Origin of the sequence: Massilia sp. Root351, from assembly GCF_001425045.1 — a bacterium.
Lineage (GTDB): Bacteria > Pseudomonadota > Gammaproteobacteria > Burkholderiales > Burkholderiaceae_D > Rugamonas.
This window is the reverse complement of the sequence record NZ_LMDJ01000032.1, coordinates 272,539-290,916: the sequence shown is the minus strand read 5'-3', so window position 1 is coordinate 290,916 and position 18,378 is coordinate 272,539. Positions and strand designations below refer to the sequence as shown.

Genomic DNA, 18,378 nt, shown 5'->3' with positions numbered 1-18,378 from the left:
GCGACATGAGCTATCACGTGGAAGCATTCAACGCCGGCGCCATGCTGGTGGGCGAGAGCCCGCTGTGGCATCACGCCGAACAGACCCTGTACTGGGTGGACATCGAAGGCTTCGCCATCCACAGCCTGAAGCCGGCCACCGAGGAGCACCGCAAGTGGCCGATGGCCAGCGAGCCCTCGGCACTGGCGATTGCCGGCGGCGGCGGCCTGGCCGTATCCACCCGCGCCGGCTTCATGCACCTGAACACCGGCGACGGCAGCTTGACCGCCATCGCGCCGGCGCCGTACGACACCGCCACCACCCGCTTCAACGACGGCAAGGTGGACGCGGCCGGCCGCTTCTGGGTCGGCACCATCTACGAGCCGCGCGACAAGCAGGCCGCCGAGATGTTCGTGCTGGAACGCGGCGTGGTGCGCACCGCCTGGTCGGGCGGCATGACCAACTCCAACGGCCTGGCCTTCAGCCCGGACGGCCGCGCCATGTACCACGCCGACACCGCCGCGCACCGCGTCACGCGCTACGACTACGACCTGGCCAGCGGCACGCCATCCAACCCGCAAGTGCTGCACCAGTTCTCGGCCGACAAGGCCAGCAACTACGGCGGCCGCCCGGACGGCGCGGCGGTCGACAGCGAAGGCAATTACTGGGTGGCGATGTTCGAAGGCGGCCGCATCGCCAAGCTGTCGCCCTCGGGCCAGCTGCTGGGCGAGATTGCGCTGCCGGTGCGCTGCCCGACCATGGTGGCCTTCGGCGGCGCCGACCTGAAGACACTGTACATCACCAGCGCCAGCAAGCGCCCCGCTGAAGAACTGGCCCAGCACCCGCTCAGCGGCCATGTGCTGCAAGTGCGCATGCAAGTCCCAGGAATGCCGGCTCCAGCCTACATCGGGTAGGCAAGGTAGGCCGAACAGCAGCCACTCCCCGCCGCAATGTAGTAAATTTTCTTGATTTATCGTTTTTTGTGTAGTAAATTTTCACAACCTGCAGCACAACTTTTGCGATCCCACACATATTATGGCTCTTACCGATTTTGATCTGGTTCTGTTTGGCGGCAGCGGCGACCTGTCGATGCGTAAACTCCTGCCCGCGATGTATTCCCGCGACGTCTGCGGCGACCTGCCCCCGACTGCGCGCATCATCTGCGTCGGCCGCCAGGAGTCCAGCCAGGAAGAGTTCATCAATGTGGTCAACACCACGTCCAAGCCGCTGATCAAGTCGCCCGAGGTCACGCCGGAAGCGTGGGCCCGCTTCACAGCGCGCATCGTCTACGTGTCGCTCAACGCCACCGACGCCGGCACTTACGGCGCGCTGGTGGACTCGCTGCGCGAAGACCCGGCCATCACCCGCGTGTACTACCTGGCCACGCCGCCGGCCATCTTCTCGCAGATCTGCGACAACCTGAAGGACAACGGCCTGGTCACCAAGAACTCGCGCGTGGTGCTGGAAAAGCCGCTCGGCCGCGACCTGGCCTCGGCCAAGCAGATCAACGCCGAAGTAGGCCAGGTGTTCGAGGAATCGCAGATCTACCGTATCGACCACTACCTGGGCAAGGAAACCGTGCAGAACCTGCTGGCCCTGCGCTTCGGCAACATCCTGTTCGAGCCGCTGTGGCGCCGCGAATGGATTTCGGACGTGCAGATCACCATTGCCGAGAAGCTGGGCGTCGGCAACCGCATCGGCTACTACGACACCTCGGGCGCGCTGCGCGACATGCTGCAGAACCACCTGCTGCAGCTGCTGTGCATCGTGGCCATGGAGCCGCCGACCTCGATCGCGCCCGACGCCGTGCGCGACGAGAAGCTGCAGGTGCTGCGTTCGCTGAAGAAGTTCACCCCCGCCACGCTGGCGCAGAACATCGTGCGCGGCCAGTACCGCGCCGGCCACGTGGACGGCCAGGCCGTGCCGGGCTACCGCGACGAGCCGGACGCGCCGCAGAAATCGCGCACCGAGACCTTTGTCGCCATGAAGGCTGAAATCGACACCTGGCGCTGGGCCGGCGTGCCGTTCTACCTGCGCACCGGCAAGCGCATGGCCGATTCGCTGGCCGAGATCGTGGTGCGCTTCAAGCAGATTCCGCACTCCATCTTCAACCAGCCGACCAACAGCTTCCAGCCCAACTGCCTGGTGATCCGCTTGCAGCCGGACGAAGGCCTGCGCATGAACCTGATGGCCAAGACGCCGGGCGAAGGTATGCGCCTCAAGCCTGCCGAGCTGGAACTGGACTTCCGCGAAACCTTCAAGTCGCCGCGCATGGACGCCTACGAGCGCTTGCTGCTCGACGTGCTGCGTGGCCAGCTGACGCTGTTCATGCGCGGCGACGAACTGGAAGCGGCGTGGGAGTGGGTGGAGCCTATCCTGAACCACTGGGAGCAGGACGAGGGCGCGCCAACGCCGTACGCGTCCGGCACCTGGGGACCGGCCGCCGCCAGCGCACTGATCGGACGCGACGGCCTGCAGTGGCGCGAAGAAGCCCTGCCTGAAGACTAAAAAAGTGCAGCGCAAGGAGTCTGGGCAAGGAGTCTGGCCCTGCAGGGCCAGACCGTTCCGCAGGCGCGGTGCAGTGCACCGCGAAACCCCTGCTTCACCCCTGCCTGAAGACTAAAAAGTGCAGCGCAAGGAGTCTGGCCCTGCAGGGCCAGACCGTTCCGCAGGCGCGGTGCAGTGCACCGCGAAACCCCTGCTTCACCMCTGCCTGAAGACTAAGGAAGACCAAGCCGTGCTACTCGATTCCATCCGCACCCAGCTCGACTCGCTCTCCAAATCGGAGCGCAAGGTCGCGCTGGCGGTGCTGGACCACCCGGACCTGATCGTCGACCAGAACATCACTGCGCTGGCGCGCGCCGCGCAGGTGTCCGAACCGACCGTGGTGCGCTTTTGCCGCACCCTGGGCTACGACGGCTGGCACGAGTTCAAGCTGAAGCTGGCGCAGGGCCTGGCCCTGGCACTGCCCGGCCTGAACGAGCAGCCGGCCCAGGACGACCTGGCGGCGGACCTGGTCAACAAGATTTGCAGCCGCTCCATCAACACCCTGCTGGACCTGCGCAACAACCTCAAGCCGGAAGCGATCCAGCAGGCGCTCGACATCCTCAAGCGCGCCAACAAGATCGAATTCTACGGCCAGGGCACGTCGGGCATCGTGGCGGCGGACGCGCAGCACAAATTCTTCCGCTCCGGCGTGCCGACCGTGGCCTACGCCGACCCGTCGATCCACAGCATTGCCGCCGCCCTGCTGCGCACCGGCGACGCGGTGGTGGCCATTTCGCAGCGCGGCAACAGCCCGGCGCTGGTACGCTCGGTGAAGCTGGCGCGGCGCGGCGGCGCCGACGTGATCGTGCTGGCGCCGTCCGGCACGCCGCTGGCCGAACTGGCGACGGTGCTGATCCCGATCGACCTGATCTTCAACATCGACCCCTACACGCCGATTTCGGCGCGCCTGGCCTACCTGGTGGTGATCGACGTGCTGGCGGTCGGCCTGGCCCTGCAGCGCGGCCCGGAATTCCGCAAGAAGATGCAGAACGCGCAGAAAGCGCTGCAGGAATTCGACCTGCAGTTCGACTCGTTTATCGGCTGAGCCTTCAGAAGTGGTTGCGTAGCAGTACGCCCAGCAGCAAGCCGCTGTTGGCCATGATGTAGCCGATGATCCAACGCCGCTCGCGGCCCATTTCGTAGATCAGGGCGTCTAGGCGTTCGGTCTGTTTGCTTAGACCCTGCTGGAAATCCGTGTGCTGCTCCTGCAACGCCTGATGAAACTCGCTGCGCTGCTCCTGCAACGCCTGATAAAACTCGCTGCGCTGCTCCTGCAGCGCCTGATGGAATTCGCTACGCTGGTCTTGCAAACCTTGGCGAACCTCGGCACGCAGGCCGTCGAGCGCCTGCGTGAATTCAATGCGCATCGCATCCACCGAACGCTGCAACGAGCCCAGCGCCATGACGACATTGTCCATATTGACCTCCAGCCTCACGATACGGCTCTCTGGTCCATGTTCGTCACCGGTGCTAACTCTGTCAAGCGGCGGGGAATTCATTTTGCGCTCCTGTCCGGCAGATCCCTCCATCGTGCCCTCCATGCGGAAAACGATTTTGACAAGGCGCAAACACGTGCAATTCAGCCGCCGCCTATGCCTTCCGTGATCCTGCCGCTGCCGCCGCACTCGGAACAAGGCTGGCCGCCGGCCAGCTTGCCGGTGCCACGGCAGGCAGGGCATACGTCCTCGCCGGTGCCTGGGGTGCCCGGCGCGGCGTCGTCGCCGGGCTCGATGTCGGGTTTGTCGTTGTTGACGTTGCTCATGGCCGCCTCCTTGCGCGCGTGATCGGACGTCCAGCCTACCGCCGGCGGCGCGCGCTATCTGCGCGCCAGTTCACACAGGCCACACGGGTGGCGGCCATGATCAGCAGCATTCCCCGCGCGTCTTGTAGGTCAGTACCGGCCGGCTCTTTGCCATCACCCGCACCAGCCCGGCGCCCTCCAGGCTGGCCAGCACCGAACCGGCATCCTTGTACGCTTGCGGCGCCTCCTCGTAAATCAGCGCGCGGTCGGCGCAAATCACGCGGCCTCCGAACGACGTGCGCGCCAGCTGCGCCGGAGTGGCCTTGCGCACCAGCCGGTCCTTGCAATCGCCGCGCGCCCACTTGCGGCCGGCGCCGTGGGCCAGCGATTGCAGGCTGACGCTGTCGGCCACCGGCAGCGGCCGGATCAGGTAGCTGTGGTCGTCGCGCGAGCCCGGCAACAGCACCGGCCCCGCGTCGGCCGGGTTGGCGCCCTTGCGGTGCAGCCAGCCCTGCTCGCCTTCGATCACGTCCGCCGCGATCAAGTTGTGGTGCACGTCCAGCACCGGCAAGGCCTGGCAGCGCAGCCGCTGCCGCACGCGCAGCGCTATCATTTTCCGGTTCAGGCGGGCGAACGCCAGCGCCGCGTCGTGCTGCAGCAGGTAAGCCTGCGCGGCCGGCGTATCCTGCTCCAGGCCGGCATGGCCGTGCACGTCCACGTGCGCGCGCAGCACCGCGCCGCCCAAGCCGCGCGAACCGCTGTGCACCACCAGCTGCAAGGCCCGGCCCACCAGCCCGGCGCCTTCGAACAGCGCCGGTTCGTCCACCTGCACCACCGCCTGCAGTTCGACGAAATGGTTGCCCAGGCCGATGGTGCCCAGCGCGCGCATGCAGGCCGGGTCCAGGCCCGCCAGCCGCAGCCGGCCCGCCAGCGCAGCCAGTTCAGCGACCAGCCAGGGCGCCACCACCTGCAGCCGGTCCAGCTCGTCCGCAGCGGGCGGCGCGTCCAGGCTGCCGATCTGCTTGTCGAGCTTGTCGAGGCTGACCTTGCCGACCGCCAGATCGGTCTGCCACAGCCCCACACCGCAGCCGATGTCGCCGCCGCACAAGGCAGGATAAAACCGTCCCACCGAGAAAAATGCCGCGCCGACCGGGTAACCGCGCCCCGGATGCAGGTCAGGCAGGCCCACTGCGCGGCGCATGCCGGGCAGCTGGGAAGTGATGGCCAGTTGCTGCAGTGCAGCATCCTCCAGCCACAGTTTGTCCGACGCGACCACGGCGGCGCGGTCGGATACCACACGAATGTATTTGCCCATTCTGTATTTCCATAAAAGATGCTCAGGAAATGGGCTGCTGGCGATGACTAGCGCGTGACGCGGAGGGATGCCAGGCCCATCGGGAAAGTATCGAGTTGTGCATGAATCATAAAAACTCCTTTCTGGGGGATAAGGGCACTGGTTGAAGGGAAGTCAATATTACCCTAGCCGCATGTGTTTGACACACCGCAGCAAAAATATTTAACAGTGTTTCATTTCCTGCCTGCCCTGACATTTTTACAAAGTTGCCCTTGTGAGTGCCGGTATTTCTTACACTGACGTCGCGAAGTTTTCCCCCGATGAACTTAACTTGATGATTATCAACATCAATTTATTTCTGGCACGGCGATTGCATAGAGTTCCGTACCCCCAACAACTGTTAATGGAACGGAACATGAAAAAACTACTCACCACCAGTGTATTGGCCGCCATCGGTTTGTTGGCTGCCCTGCCCGCATCGGCCACGACGATCGCCTACACCAGCACGGTCGCTACGACCAACACGACTTACGCGAAGACCCTGACCTTCGACATCAACAACCACGCCTTCCTCGGCAGCGGCGTGCTGGACTGGACTTTCCTGTTCAATCCAAGCTTCAGCCTGCTGGGCACCAGCATCAGTGAAGCCAAACTGTACGTCTCGGCGCGCCAGGCCACCGGCGCCAACGACTTCATGTCGGTCAACAGTTCGCCGCTGGTCGGCGCGCTGCTGGCAGGAAACGGCAACAATCCGATCGAGACCGAATACAACTTGCTCTCGCTGTTCAACACCAACAATACCTGGTCCGCCGGCAACCCGCTGTCGCTGGCGATGCAGCTGAACTATGCCCAGCCGGCCTCGCCGGACAACAAGGCGATGACGCTGGAATATGCGCGCGTCAGCCTGAAGTTCGCCGACATCACCAACAACACCAATAACAACGGCGGTGGAGGCGGCAGCGGCAACGCCGTGCCGGAACCCGGCACCGCCGCCCTGTTCGGCCTGGGCCTGGCCGGCGCCCTGCTGGCACAGCGCCGCCGCCGTCAGGCATAAGCACCTCAAGCTTGAGCGCCAAGGCCAGGCACCAGGCCTGGCACGCAGCGCTGCTGCCGCGGGAGAGGATTGTGTACAATATGCTACCCAAGTCCTCAACCTCAGCAGCAGCCCTGCGCGCAACCATGAACCAACTCGAACAGCTCAAGCAATACACCACCGTTGTTGCCGACACCGGCGATTTCCAGTCGATCAAGGCCTACACCCCGCGCGACGCCACCACCAATCCGTCGCTGATCCTGAAAGCCGTTCAGAAAGACGAGTACAAGCCGCTGCTGCAAAAAGCGGTGCAGGACAATCCGAACGCTGCCACCGGCGACATCATCGACCACCTGCTGATCGCCTTCGGCACCGAAATCCTGAAGATCATCCCGGGCCGCGTCTCCACCGAGATCGACGCCAAGCTGTCCTTCGACACCGAAGGCAATGTGGCCAAGGGCCGCGAGCTGATCGCGCTGTACGAGAAGGCCGGCATCCCGCGCGAGCGCGTGCTGATCAAGATCGCCTCCACCTGGGAAGGCATCCAGGCCGCCCGCATCCTGGAACAGGAAGGCATCCGCTGCAACATGACGCTGCTGTTCTCGCTGAGCCAGGCCATCGCCTGTGCCGAAGCGGGCGCCCAGCTGATTTCGCCTTTCGTCGGCCGCATCTACGACTGGTACAAGAAGAGCACCGGCATCGACTACGCGGGCGCGGAAGACCCGGGCGTGCAATCGGTCAAGCGCATCTACAACTACTACCGCAAGTTCGGCTACGACACCGAAGTGATGGGCGCGAGCTTCCGCAACACCGGCCAGATCCTGGAACTGGCCGGCTGCGACCTGCTGACCATCAGCCCGGACCTGCTGCAAGCGCTGGCCGACGCCAATGCACCGGTGGAGCGCAAGCTGAGCGCGGACGCCAGCGCCAACGCCACCGTCGGCAAGATCGCCGTCGATGAAAAAACCTTCCGCTTCATGATGAACGAAGACGCGATGGCCACCGAGAAGCTGGCAGAAGGCATCCGCGCCTTCTGCGCCGACTCGGGCAAACTGAAGCAGATCATTTCCGGCATGCGCTGATCGCGCGCGGCGCAATACGGCGAAAAAAGGCCAGGCCCACCGACGTGCGCCTGGCCTTTTGTATCTTTCAACGCGGAAATTTGTACAAAACGTTACATTTGACACTGTTATACAATGGCCGGCACTGCCTTTGTAAATAGAACAAGCTAAGGGCACGCACCTAGAAAACCTCAACATTACCTCCAGAGACATCTATGAGATCAGTCCCACGCTGCACTCCCGTCGCCGCCGCCATCATCACTCTCTCCATGCTGGCTGCCTGCGGAAAGAAAGATGACAAAGCCGGCGCCGCCCCACCGCCACCGCAAGTCGCCGTCTACACAGTCGCCCCCGCCACCCTCACCCTCTCCACCGAACTGCCAGGCCGCCTCGAAGCATCGCGCGTGGCGCAGGTGCGCGCGCGCACGCCCGGCATCGTGCTGCAGCGCGTGTACAAGGAGGGTTCGGACGTGAAGGCCGGCGAGATCCTGTTCCGCATCGACCCGGCGCAATTCCAGGCGTCCTACGACAGCGCTCAAGCGGCCGTGGCCAAAGCCGAAGCCAACCTGGCGCAGGCCGAGCTGAAAGTGAAACGCTACAAGCCGCTGCTGGCCGCGCAGGCCGTCAGCAACCAGGAATACGACGACGCGGTCACGGCGCAGAAACAGGCCGCCGCCGACCTGGCCACCACGCGCGCCGCCCGCACCACCGCCGGCCTGACGCTGGGCTACGCCACCGTGACCTCGCCGATCTCCGGCCGCGTGGGCCGCGCGCTGGTGACCGAGGGCGCGCTGGTGGGCCAGGGTGAAGCGACGCCGATGGCGACCGTACAGACGCTCGATCCGATCTACGTGACCATCACCCAGTCGTCCACCGAAGTGCTGCGCCTGCAGCGCGCGCTGGCGGCCGGCAAGCTCAAAGGCGCAGGCAACGGCGCCGCCAAAGTGACCCTGGTGACCGAGGACGGCCAGCCTTATCCGCAGTCGGGCAAGCTGCTGTTCTCGGACGTGGCGGTGGACGAAACCACCGGTTCGGTGGCCATGCGCGCCGAGTTCCCGAACCCCAACCGCACCCTGCTGCCGGGCATGTACGTGCGCGCGCGCCTGGAACAGGCGGTCAACGAAGCCGCGCTGCAAGTGCCGCAGCAGGCCGTGGTGCGCGGCCCGGAAGGCGCCACCGTGATGGTGGTCGGTGCGGACAACAAGGTCACCGCCGTGCCGGTCAAAGCCGATGCGGCGCAGAACGGCAGCTGGATCGTCAGCTCCGGCCTGAAAGGCGGCGAGCGCGTGATCGTGGAAGGCTTCCAGAAGACCAAGCCGGGCGGCACCGTTACGCCGGCGCCGTGGCAAGGCCCGGTTGCCGCCACGCCGGGCGGCGCGCCTGCGGCGCCAGCGCCGGCATCCGCGCCGGCAGCTGCCGCCGCGCCTGCCGCCTCCGCACCGGCCGCAGCAGCGCCGGCCGCCGGCAAGTAACCGGGAGCTCAGATGGCAAAATTCTTCATCGACCGCCCCGTCTTCGCGTGGGTGATCGCCCTGTTCATCCTGCTGGGTGGCGCACTGGCGATTACCATGCTGCCGGTGGCGCAGTACCCCACCATCGCGCCGCCGTCCATCGTCATCAGCGCCAACTACCCGGGCGCCACCGCCCAGGTGCTGGACGACGCGGTCACCAGCGTGATCGAGCAGGAAATGAACGGCGCCGACGGCTTGCAATACGTCGAATCGCAGAGCGAAGCCAATGGCTCGGTCTCGATCACCGTCACCTTCCTGCCCGGCACCAACCCCGACCTGGCCGCCGTGGACGTGCAGAACCGCATCAAGCGCGTCGAATCGCGCCTGCCGCAGGCAGTCACCCAGCAGGGCGTGCAGGTCAACAAGTCGCGCTCCAACATCCTGATGTTCGTGGGCGCCTCGTCCAGCGATGGCAAGATGGATACCGCCGCCATCGGCGACTACCTGGCGCGCAACGTGGTCAACGAGATCAAGCGCCTGCCCGGCGTGGGCCAGGCCCAGCTGTTCGGCACCGAGCGTGCCATGCGCGTGTGGGTCGATCCGGCCAAGCTGGTGGGCTACAAGCTGACCATGGCCGACGTCACCGCCGCCATCCGCGCGCAGAACGCGCAGGTCACCGCCGGTACCTTGGGCGACCTGCCTGCGCCGCGCTTCCAGACCTACTCCGCGCCCGTGGTGGTGCAGGGCCAGCTCACCTCGCCCGAGGAATTCGGCAAGGTGGTGCTGCGCGCCAGCGGCACCGGCGCCACCGTGCGCCTGTCGGACGTGGCCCGCATTGAAATGGCCGGCGCCAACTTCAACATCAGCGCGCGCCTGAACGGCAAGCCCTTCGTCGCCATCGCCGTGCAGCAGTCGCTGACCGGCAACGCGCTGGCCACTGCGGAACTGGTGCGCAACAAGATGGAAGAGCTGTCCAAGTTTTTCCCGCCCGGCCTGACCTACACCGTGCCGTACGACACCTCGCTGTTCGTCAAGATCTCGATCGAGGAAGTGGTCAAGACGCTGCTGGAAGCGGTGCTGCTGGTGTTCATCGTGATGTACGTGTTCCTGCAGAACTTCCGCTACACCCTGATCCCCACCATCGTGGTGCCGGTGGCCCTGCTGGGCACCTTCGCCGTGATGCAGCTGGCCGGCTTCTCCATCAACGTGCTGACCATGTTCGGCATGGTGCTGGCGATCGGCATCCTGGTCGATGACGCCATCGTGGTGGTCGAGAACGTGGAACGCATCATGAGCGAGGAAGGCCTGTCGCCGCGCGACGCCACGCGCAAGGCCATGTCGCAGATCACCGGCGCCATCATCGGCATCACGCTGGTGCTGATCGCCGTGTTCATCCCGATGGCCTTCTTCGGCGGCGCCGTGGGCGCGATCTACCGCCAGTTCTCGCTGTCCATGGTGTCGTCCATGGTGTTCTCGGCGCTGATGGCGCTGACGCTCACGCCGGCGCTGTGCGCCACCATCCTGAAACCGGTGGAAGCGGGCCACCACCACGAGAAGAAAGGCTTCTTCGGCTGGTTCAACCGCGGCTTCGCCAGGACCGCCACCGGCTACCAGGGCGTGATCGCGCGCATGCTGGGCCGCACCGGCCGCTACATGGTGATCTTCCTGTTGATCTGCGGCGTGGTGGGCTGGCTGTACGCGCGCCTGCCGTCGTCCTTCCTGCCGAACGAAGACCAGGGCTACATCATCACCAACGTGCAGCTGCCGCCTGGCGCTTCCAAGAGCCGCACCGAGGCGGTGCTGGCCAAGGTGGAAGAGTACATGGCCAAGCAGCCCGGCGTGGCGCGCACCATCGCCGTGGCAGGTTTCAGCTTCTCGGGCAACGGCCAGAACGCCGGCCTGGTGTTCGTGCCGCTGAAGGACTGGAGCGAGCGCGGCGCGGAAGACTCGGCCGACAAGATCGCCGGCCGCGCCTTCGGCGCGCTGTCCGGCATCGCCGACGCCATTGTCTTCCCGCTCAGCCCTCCGCCGATCCGCGAACTGGGCAACGCCACCGGCATCACGGCGCGCCTGCAGGACCGCAGTTCGCAAGGCCACGCGGCGCTGGTGGCCGCGCGCAACCAGCTGCTCGGCCTGGCCGGCAAGAGCCCCATCCTGGCCGGGGTGCGCCCCGAGGGCCTGGAAGACGCCCCGCAGCTGCAGGTGGACGTCGACCGCGACAAGGCCAACGCCCTCGGCGTGGCCTTCGCCGACATCAACAGCGCGCTGTCGGTGGCCTTTGGCTCCAGCTACGTCAACGATTTCACCAGCAGCGGGCGCCAGCAGCGCGTGGTGGTGCAGGCCGACGCGCCGCAGCGCCTGCAGCCGGAAGACCTGCTGCGCCTGAACGTGCGCTCGGCGTCCGGCTCCATGGTGCCGCTGTCCTCGTTCGCCACCTCGCGCTGGATCAACGGTCCGGTGCAGCTGGTGCGCTACAACGGCTATCCGGCCATCAAGCTGACCGGCAACGCGGCTCCCGGCCGCAGCACCGGCGAGGCGATGGACGAGCTGGAACGCCTGGCGCAGCAGCTGCCGCCCGGCTTCGGCATCGAATGGACCGGCCAGTCGCTGGAGGAAAAAACCTCCGGCTCGCAGGCGCCGGCGCTGTTCGCGCTGTCCATGCTGGCGGCCTTCCTGGTGCTGGCCGCGCTGTACGAGAGCGAATCGATCCCGGTGGCGGTGCTGCTGGTGGTGCCGCTGGGCGTGCTGGGCGCGCTGCTGGGCGCCACCATCCGCGACCTGCCGAACGACGTGTACTTCAAGGTGGGCCTGATCGCGATTATCGGGCTCTCGGCCAAGAACGCGATCCTGATCATCGAGTTCGCCAAGGACCTGCAGGCGCAGGGCAAGGGCCTGGTGGAAGCGACGCTGGAAGCGGTGCACCTGCGCTTCCGTCCCATCATCATGACCTCGCTGGCCTTCATCCTCGGCGTGCTGCCGCTGGTGGTGGCCTCCGGCGCCGGTTCGGCCAGCCAGCGCGCCATCGGCACCGGCGTGATGGGCGGCATGATCACCGCCACGGTGCTGGCGGTGTTCCTGGTGCCGGTGTTCTTCGTCGTGGTGCGCAAGATATTCAAGGGAAGCGAACGCCAGCGCCGCCTGGCCGCGCATGAACTCGACCTTCCGGAGAAAAAAGCATGATGAAAACCAAACACAAGCAAAGCGTCCTGGCTGCCGCAGCCGCGCTGCTGCTGTCGGGCTGCTCGCTGGCGCCGACCTACCAGCGCCCCGCGGCGCCGGTAGCGGCGGCCTACCCTGCCGTGCCGGCGGCCGCCGGCGCCACGGCCAACGCAGCCGCGCCGGCCAGCGCGGGCAAGCCCGCCGCCGACACCGGCTGGCGCGAGTACTTCCCCGACCAGCGCCTGCAGCAGCTGATCGCTACCGCGCTGGAATACAACCGCGACCTGCGCACGGCCGCGCTGCGCATCGAAGAGGCGCGCGCAGCCTACAATATCCAGTCGGCCGACCGCCTGCCCACCCTGAACGGCACGCTGGGCGGCACCCGCGCCCGCACCCCGCGCTCGGTGTCCGCCACCGGCCAGGACATCACCAGCAGCCGCTTCGACGCCGGCCTGGGCATTTCCGCCTTCGAGCTGGACTTCTTCGGCCGCGTGAAAAGCCTGAACGACGCCGCCCTGGCCAGCTACCTGGCCAGCGACGAAGCGCGCCAGGCGGCGCAGATCAGCGTGGTGGCCGAAGTGGCGAAGGCCTACTTCACCGAGCGCGCCTTCGCCGAGCAGTACCGGCTGGCACAGCAGACCTATGAAGCGCGCGCCCGCACCTACAAGCTCACCCAGCAGCGCATGGAAGTGGGCGCGTCCTCGCGCCTGGACCTGCGTTCGAACGAAACGCTGATGGAAACGGCGCGCGTGGCCGCGCTCACCTTGGCGCGCCAGCGCGCGCAGGCTCAAAACGCGCTGACGCTGCTGGTGGGCCGGGCCCCTGCCGCCGATGCCACCGCTGCCGGCGCCATGGCCAGCGACGCCGACATCGACGCCATGAGCGCGGTGCCGGAAGGCCTGCCGTCCGAGCTGGTGGCGCGCCGTCCCGACATCCGCGCCGCCGAGCAGCGCCTGCTGGCGGCCAACGCCAACATCGGCGCGGCGCGCGCGGCCTTCTTCCCGCGCATCAGCCTGACCGCCGCCATCGGCAGCAGCAGCCCGGACATCTCCGGCCTGTTCGACAGCGGCACCGGCAGCTGGTCCTTCGTGCCGCAGCTGGTGCTGCCCATCTTCGACGCCGGCCGCAACCGCGCCAACCTGAACCTGAGCGAAGTGCGCAAGAACATCGCCGTGGCCGACTACGAGAAGACCATCCAGACCGCCTTCCGCGAAGTGGCCGACGCGCTGGCCGCGCGCAGCTACCTGGGCGACCAGGTGGCGGCGCAGCGCGCCGTGCAGGATGCGCAGGCGGACCGCCTGAAGCTGCTGCAGCTGCGCTTCGAGAACGGCGTGGCCAGTTCGCTCGACGTGCTCGACGCGCAGCGCGAACTGTTCAGCGCCGAGCAGTCGCTGGTGCAGGCGCGCCTGCTGCGCACCACCAGCGCCATCGACCTGTACCGCGCGCTGGGAGGCGGGTTGAAATAATGGCGTCGCCCATCATCATCCGCCTCGGCGGGCGGGCGCGCCTGCGCATCGCCGCCGAAGGCATGCAGGCGGCCGACGTGGCCATCGTCCCGGCGGCGGCGGGCGGGCCGAAAGGCCTGATCCTGCACGGCCTGGACCGCTGGCTGTTCGGCGACTTCCTGAAACGGGCGCCGCGCCAGCGCCGCCTGATCGGCGCCTCCATCGGCGCCTGGCGCATGGCCGCCGCCGCCTTCGACGATCCGGACACGGCGCACAAGCGCCTGGCCCATCTGTATGCGCACCAGCGCTACCCGGCCAAGGTGGATGCGGCCTACGTCAGCAACACCTGCCGCGCCCTGCTCGACGAACTGCTGGACGGGCGCGGCGCCGAAGCGCTCGACAGCCCGCGCTACTCGCTGTCCATCATCACCGCGCGCGGCGCCGGACCGCTGGCGCAGGCGGCCGGCAGCCGCTGGCGCGAGCTGGCCGGCTTCCTGCGCGCCGCCGCCGGCAACGCCGTCTCGCGCAGCCGCCTGGCCAGCGCCATGGAACGCGTGATCTTCCACGACGCGCGCGACGGCCAGGACTGGCTGCGCCAGCGGTTCGACGCCTTCGCCAACCACTTCGTCGGCCTGTCCGAACACAACCTGCGCGACGCGCTGCTGGCCTCGGGCTCGATTCCCATGGTGCTGCAGGCGGTCTCCGGCATCGCCGGCGCACCGGCGGGCGCCTACTGGGACGGCGGCCTGATCGACTACCACCTGCACCTGCCCTACCAGCGCGACCCCGGCCTGGTGCTGTACCCGCACTTCAGCGACTACATCGTGCCCGGCTGGCTGGACAAGTCGATGCCGTGGCGCCGCGCCCGCGACGCCGCGCTGGAGAACGTGATCCTGGTCTCGCCATCGCCGGCCTTCCTGGCCACACTGCCGAACCGGAAAATGCCGGACCGCGCCGACTTCAAGTTCTACGGCCAGAACCACGACACCCGCATCCGCGACTGGACCCGCTCCATCGGCGAAAGCGAACGCATGGCCGAAGCGTTCGCGCGCTGGAGCGAGAAGCCGGACTTGTCGCAAACGTCAGCATTCTAAAAAGGCCACCCGCGCTGTTGTAAAAAGCGGCTGCGCCAGTGCGCAACAGTTGCCCCCGGCGCGGCTATCGGCGCATACTCGTCGGTGCCGGTTGGCAAGAGACACGAGGGAGCGTCCAATGAATTTCCTGACCAATATGCGTATTGCCACCCGGCTCGCGGCCGGCTTCACCATCGTGCTGGCGCTGTCGGTGGTGGCCACCGGCTACGCCCTGGTGCACGCCCGCGCCAACGCCGAGGCGACCAAGCAGATGATGGCCAACCCGCTGGCCACCGAGCGCCTGGTATCGGACTGGTACGTGCTGATCTACTCGGCCATCGCGCGCACCGCGCTGTTTTCCCGCACCACCGACGAGCAGTTGCCCGTGGTGTTCGCCGACGTGGTGGCCGACAGCACCAAGCGCGGCTCGGCACTGATCAAGAAAATCGAAGAGCTCCTCGACACCGACGAGGAACGCGAAATCATGAAGACCATCGTCGGCCTGCGCAATCAGTACCAGGACGCCAAGAACAAGGTGATGGACGCCAAGAAGGCCGGCAACGCCGCCGAGTCCGAGCGCGCCTTCAAGGAAGTGTTCTCGCCGGCGGCCGATGCCTACCAGAAGCGCGTGCTGTTCCTGCTGGAGCACCAGCGCAAGGACATCGACGACACCGCCAAGGCCATCGACGCGGCCAACAGCCGCAGCACCATGCTGATGTCCCTGATGGGCGTGCTGCTGGTGGCGGCCGGCGCCGTGGCCGCCTACATCATCTCGCGCAGCATCACCCAGCCGCTGCGCTCGGCGCTGGCGGTGGCCTCGACCGTGGCGCAGGGCGACCTGACCACCAGCTTCAGCCAGGACAAGGCGCGCGACGAAATCGGCGAGCTGATGACGGCGCTGCACACCATGAACGACGCGCTGCGCAACGTGGTCAGCCAGGTGCAGACCGGCACCAACGCCATCGCCAGCGCCTCCAGCGAGATCGCCTCCGGCAATATGGACCTGTCGACCCGCACCGAAGAACAAGCCAGCTCGCTGGAGGAAACCGCGTCGTCGATGGAGCAACTGAACGCCACCGTGCGCCAGAACGCCGACAGCGCGCGCCAGGCCAACCAGCTGGCGCAGGCCGCCTCCGAAGTGGCGGTGAAAAGCGGCGTCATCGTCGGCCAGGTGGTCGACACCATGGGCGCCATCGACGCTTCGGCGCGCAAGATCGTCGACATCATCGGCGTCATCGACGGCATCGCCTTCCAGACCAACATCCTGGCCCTGAACGCGGCGGTGGAGGCGGCGCGCGCCGGCGAGCAAGGGCGCGGCTTCGCGGTGGTGGCGTCGGAAGTGCGGCAGCTGGCGCAGCGCAGCGCGGCGGCGGCCAAGGAAATCAAGGAATTGATCGGCAACTCGGTGCAGCAGGTGAACGCCGGCACCACGCTGGTTCAGCAGGCCGGCGCCACCATGGACGAAGTGGTGTCCAGCGTGCGCCGCGTCAACGACATCATGGCCGAGATGAGCTCATCGAGCAGCGAGCAAAGCAGCGGCATCGAACAGGTGAACCGCGCCATCACGCAAATGGACCAGGTGACGCAGCAGAACGCCGCGCTGGTGGAGCAGGCCGCTGCGGCGGCGGCCAGCATGCAGGAGCAGGCCGCCAGCCTGGCCGGCGTGGCAGCGTCCTTCAAGCTGGGCAACGAGCAGCCCCGCCTCAGGATGGCAGGAACATCTGCTGCAGGTCGTTCAAGAAGCGCTGCCCTAATTCCGTCGGCTTGATCAGCTTGTAGTCGCGGTACAGCAAGCCCTTGGCCTCGGCCGCGTTAAGCTGCTGGTCGATGGCGTTGATCGGCAAGCCGGTGCGCTCGGCGAACAGGTTGGGCTCGAAGCCCTCGTGCAGGCGCAAGGTGTTGAGCATGAATTCGAAGCCCATCTCGTCGCGCCCGATCTCATATTCTTCCTGTACCGGGTTGCCGCCCCTGACCGCCTCCATGTAGGCCTTGGGCTGCTTGTAGCGCGCCTGGCGCAGCACGCGGTGCGGGAACGAGATTTTCGAGTGCGCGCCGGCGCCGATGCCGAGGTAGTCGCCGAAGTGCCAGTAGTTCAGGTTGTGTTTGGCGCGGTGGCCCGGTTGCGCATAGGCCGACACCTCGTACTGGCCGTAGCCGCCGGCGGCGGTCAGCTCGGCGATCATGTCCTGCATGTCCGCGCTGGCGTCGTCGTCCGGCAGCACCGGCGGGTACTTGGCGAACAGCGTGTTAGGCTCCATCGTCAGGTGGTACAGCGACAGGTGCGGCGGCTTGAACGACATCGCCGTTTCGATATCCTGGCGTGCCTGTTCCAGCGTCTGCGTCGGCAGCGCGTACATCAGATCGAGGTTGAAGTTGTCGAAGTTGGCCAGCGCGATTTCCACCGCGCGGCGCGCCTCGCCGCCGTCGTGGATGCGCCCCAGCGCCGACAGGTGCTCCGCGTTGAAACTCTGGATGCCGATCGACAGGCGGTTGATGCCGCTGGCGCGGTAGGACTTGAACTTCTCGGCCTCGAAGGTGCCGGGGTTGGCCTCCATCGTGATCTCGGTGTCCGCGTCCATCGGCAGCAGCGTGCGCACGTCCGACAGCAAGCGGTCCAGGCCCGCCGCCGACATCAGGCTGGGCGTGCCGCCGCCGATGAAGATGGTGTGGATGCGGCGGCCCCAGATCAGCGGCAGCGCCATTTCCAGGTCGCTGCGCAGGGAAGCGAGGTACTCCTGCTCCGGGAAACCGCCGCCCTTGGCCTCGTGCGAATTGAAGTCGCAATACGGGCACTTGCGCACGCACCACGGGAAGTGGATGTACAGCGACAGCGGCGGCAGCGCGGTCAGGTTCAGCGCGCCGGGCTGCAGGTAATGCAGCGCGCTGCCGGCGGCGGCCGCGTTGTTGGAAGCGGCGCGAGTCGCTGCCGGCTTGGCGCCGACGACCTTGATCGGGATCATTTCAGTTTCTCTACCAGTGCGCGCAGGGCCTGGCCGCGGTGGGACAGCTTGTTCTTCTCATCGGCCGTGAGCTCGGCTGCGCACTTGCCCAGTTCGGGGATGAAGAAATGCGGGTCGTAGCCGAAGCCGCCGTTGCCGCGCGCCTCGGCGATGATTTGCCCGTTCCAGCGGCCGTCCGCGATCACCGGCTGCGGATCGTCCGCATGGCGCACGAACACCAGCACACAGTAATAGTACGCCGATTTATCGGCATGGGCGGCCAGGTCGGCAATCAGCTTGGCGCTGTTGGCCGCGTCCGATTTCGGCTCGCCGGCGTAGCGCGCCGAGTAGACGCCCGGCGCGTTGCCCAGCGCCGTCACGCACACGCCCGAATCGTCAGCCAGCGCCGGCAGCCCGGTCAGGCGGGCCGCGTGGCGCGCCTTTTGCAGTGCATTTTCGACAAAAGTATGGTGCGGCTCATCCGCCTCGGGGACGTTGTACTCGCCCTGGGCGCGCACGTCGTAGCCGACCGTGGCGAGCAGTTCGTTGAATTCCTTGAGCTTGCCCGCGTTGTTCGAGGCGAGGATGAGGCGTTGGGTCATGGCGATGTCGGCTGGATTTCTGGAGCCGACATTGTAAACCAACCGCAGGATCGG

The 18,378-nt window shown here is 66.6% G+C and carries 15 protein-coding genes; 10 read left to right on the top strand and 5 right to left on the bottom strand.

Annotation, left to right across the window (positions count from 1 at the left end):
• Positions 1-5: 5 nt before the first annotated feature.
• From ASD15_RS24225 to ASD15_RS24215, 3 genes are all read left to right on the top strand, one after another.
• The gene (locus tag ASD15_RS24225) at positions 6-893 is read left to right on the top strand and encodes an SMP-30/gluconolactonase/LRE family protein (RefSeq protein ID WP_057157601.1); all 888 of its coding nucleotides are present in this window, start codon (positions 6-8) and stop codon (positions 891-893) included.
• Positions 894-1,014: 121 nt separating this feature from the next.
• Positions 1,015-2,487 (top strand): glucose-6-phosphate dehydrogenase, encoded by a 1,473-nt coding sequence (zwf, locus tag ASD15_RS24220; RefSeq protein ID WP_057157600.1) that lies wholly within the window; start codon positions 1,015-1,017, stop codon positions 2,485-2,487.
• 229 nt (positions 2,488-2,716) lie between these two features.
• The gene (locus ASD15_RS24215; RefSeq protein ID WP_057157599.1) at positions 2,717-3,571 is read left to right on the top strand and encodes an SIS domain-containing protein; all 855 of its coding nucleotides are present in this window, start codon (positions 2,717-2,719) and stop codon (positions 3,569-3,571) included.
• Positions 3,572-3,575: 4 nt separating this feature from the next.
• Here the strand turns inward: ASD15_RS24215 and ASD15_RS24210 are convergent, their stop codons facing one another.
• From ASD15_RS24210 to ASD15_RS24200, 3 genes are all read right to left on the bottom strand, one after another.
• The gene (locus ASD15_RS24210) at positions 3,576-3,944 is read right to left on the bottom strand and encodes a hypothetical protein (protein WP_157201132.1); all 369 of its coding nucleotides are present in this window, start codon (positions 3,942-3,944) and stop codon (positions 3,576-3,578) included.
• Positions 3,945-4,105: 161 nt separating this feature from the next.
• Positions 4,106-4,288: a hypothetical protein gene (locus tag ASD15_RS24205; RefSeq protein WP_057157597.1), complete on the bottom strand. Its 183-nt coding sequence runs from the start codon at positions 4,286-4,288 to the stop codon at positions 4,106-4,108.
• Positions 4,289-4,388: 100 nt separating this feature from the next.
• A complete protein-coding gene (locus tag ASD15_RS24200; RefSeq protein WP_057157596.1) occupies positions 4,389-5,582 on the bottom strand; it encodes an RNA ligase RtcB family protein in 1,194 nt (397 codons plus the stop codon).
• Between the two features lie 394 nt (positions 5,583-5,976).
• Here ASD15_RS24200 and ASD15_RS24195 point away from each other — a divergent pair, with 394 nt between their 5' ends.
• From ASD15_RS24195 to ASD15_RS24165, 7 genes are all read left to right on the top strand, one after another.
• A complete protein-coding gene (locus ASD15_RS24195) occupies positions 5,977-6,615 on the top strand; it encodes a PEP-CTERM sorting domain-containing protein (RefSeq protein ID WP_229418317.1) in 639 nt (212 codons plus the stop codon).
• 125 nt (positions 6,616-6,740) lie between these two features.
• Complete coding sequence (gene tal / locus ASD15_RS24190) at positions 6,741-7,676, top strand: transaldolase (RefSeq protein WP_057157594.1); 936 nt, start codon at positions 6,741-6,743, stop codon at positions 7,674-7,676.
• 194 nt (positions 7,677-7,870) lie between these two features.
• The gene (locus ASD15_RS24185) at positions 7,871-9,127 is read left to right on the top strand and encodes an efflux RND transporter periplasmic adaptor subunit (RefSeq protein WP_057157593.1); all 1,257 of its coding nucleotides are present in this window, start codon (positions 7,871-7,873) and stop codon (positions 9,125-9,127) included.
• Positions 9,128-9,139: 12 nt separating this feature from the next.
• Positions 9,140-12,286, top strand: a complete 3,147-nt coding sequence (locus ASD15_RS24180; RefSeq protein ID WP_057157592.1) for an efflux RND transporter permease subunit — start codon at positions 9,140-9,142, stop codon at positions 12,284-12,286.
• The gene (locus ASD15_RS24175) at positions 12,283-13,731 is read left to right on the top strand and encodes an efflux transporter outer membrane subunit (protein ID WP_057157591.1); all 1,449 of its coding nucleotides are present in this window, start codon (positions 12,283-12,285) and stop codon (positions 13,729-13,731) included. The genes ASD15_RS24180 and ASD15_RS24175 overlap by 4 nt, the downstream gene beginning before the upstream one ends.
• A complete protein-coding gene (locus ASD15_RS24170; protein ID WP_057157590.1) occupies positions 13,731-14,804 on the top strand; it encodes a hypothetical protein in 1,074 nt (357 codons plus the stop codon). Before ASD15_RS24175 ends, ASD15_RS24170 begins: the two co-directional genes overlap by 1 nt.
• 118 nt (positions 14,805-14,922) lie before the next feature.
• On the top strand, positions 14,923-16,551 hold the full coding sequence (locus ASD15_RS24165) for a methyl-accepting chemotaxis protein (protein WP_057157589.1): 1,629 nt from the start codon (positions 14,923-14,925) through the stop codon (positions 16,549-16,551).
• Here ASD15_RS24165 and hemW read toward each other — a convergent pair.
• Both hemW and rdgB read right to left on the bottom strand, forming a co-directional pair.
• Positions 16,487-17,743 (bottom strand): radical SAM family heme chaperone HemW, encoded by a 1,257-nt coding sequence (gene hemW / locus ASD15_RS24160; protein WP_057157588.1) that lies wholly within the window; start codon positions 17,741-17,743, stop codon positions 16,487-16,489. The genes ASD15_RS24165 and hemW overlap by 65 nt on opposite strands.
• The gene (rdgB, locus tag ASD15_RS24155; RefSeq protein ID WP_057157587.1) at positions 17,740-18,324 is read right to left on the bottom strand and encodes an RdgB/HAM1 family non-canonical purine NTP pyrophosphatase; all 585 of its coding nucleotides are present in this window, start codon (positions 18,322-18,324) and stop codon (positions 17,740-17,742) included. Before rdgB ends, hemW begins: the two co-directional genes overlap by 4 nt.
• Positions 18,325-18,378 lie beyond the last annotated feature (54 nt).

Excerpts from the sequence above, each read along its gene's own strand:
- ASD15_RS24225 (WP_057157601.1), top strand. The coding sequence starts at position 6 with ATGAGCTATCACGTGGAAGCATTCAACGCCGGCGCCATGCTGGTGGGC.
- zwf (WP_057157600.1), top strand. The coding sequence starts at position 1,015 with ATGGCTCTTACCGATTTTGATCTGGTTCTGTTTGGCGGCAGCGGCGAC.
- ASD15_RS24210 (WP_157201132.1), bottom strand. The coding sequence starts at position 3,944 with ATGGACAATGTCGTCATGGCGCTGGGCTCGTTGCAGCGTTCGGTGGAT.
- ASD15_RS24205 (WP_057157597.1), bottom strand. The coding sequence starts at position 4,288 with ATGAGCAACGTCAACAACGACAAACCCGACATCGAGCCCGGCGACGAC.
- ASD15_RS24200 (WP_057157596.1), bottom strand. The coding sequence starts at position 5,582 with ATGGGCAAATACATTCGTGTGGTATCCGACCGCGCCGCCGTGGTCGCG.
- ASD15_RS24195 (WP_229418317.1), top strand. The coding sequence starts at position 5,977 with ATGAAAAAACTACTCACCACCAGTGTATTGGCCGCCATCGGTTTGTTG.
- tal (WP_057157594.1), top strand. The coding sequence starts at position 6,741 with ATGAACCAACTCGAACAGCTCAAGCAATACACCACCGTTGTTGCCGAC.
- ASD15_RS24185 (WP_057157593.1), top strand. The coding sequence starts at position 7,871 with ATGAGATCAGTCCCACGCTGCACTCCCGTCGCCGCCGCCATCATCACT.
- ASD15_RS24180 (WP_057157592.1), top strand. The coding sequence starts at position 9,140 with ATGGCAAAATTCTTCATCGACCGCCCCGTCTTCGCGTGGGTGATCGCC.
- ASD15_RS24175 (WP_057157591.1), top strand. The coding sequence starts at position 12,283 with ATGATGAAAACCAAACACAAGCAAAGCGTCCTGGCTGCCGCAGCCGCG.
- ASD15_RS24170 (WP_057157590.1), top strand. The coding sequence starts at position 13,731 with ATGGCGTCGCCCATCATCATCCGCCTCGGCGGGCGGGCGCGCCTGCGC.
- ASD15_RS24165 (WP_057157589.1), top strand. The coding sequence starts at position 14,923 with ATGAATTTCCTGACCAATATGCGTATTGCCACCCGGCTCGCGGCCGGC.
- hemW (WP_057157588.1), bottom strand. The coding sequence starts at position 17,743 with ATGATCCCGATCAAGGTCGTCGGCGCCAAGCCGGCAGCGACTCGCGCC.
- rdgB (WP_057157587.1), bottom strand. The coding sequence starts at position 18,324 with ATGACCCAACGCCTCATCCTCGCCTCGAACAACGCGGGCAAGCTCAAG.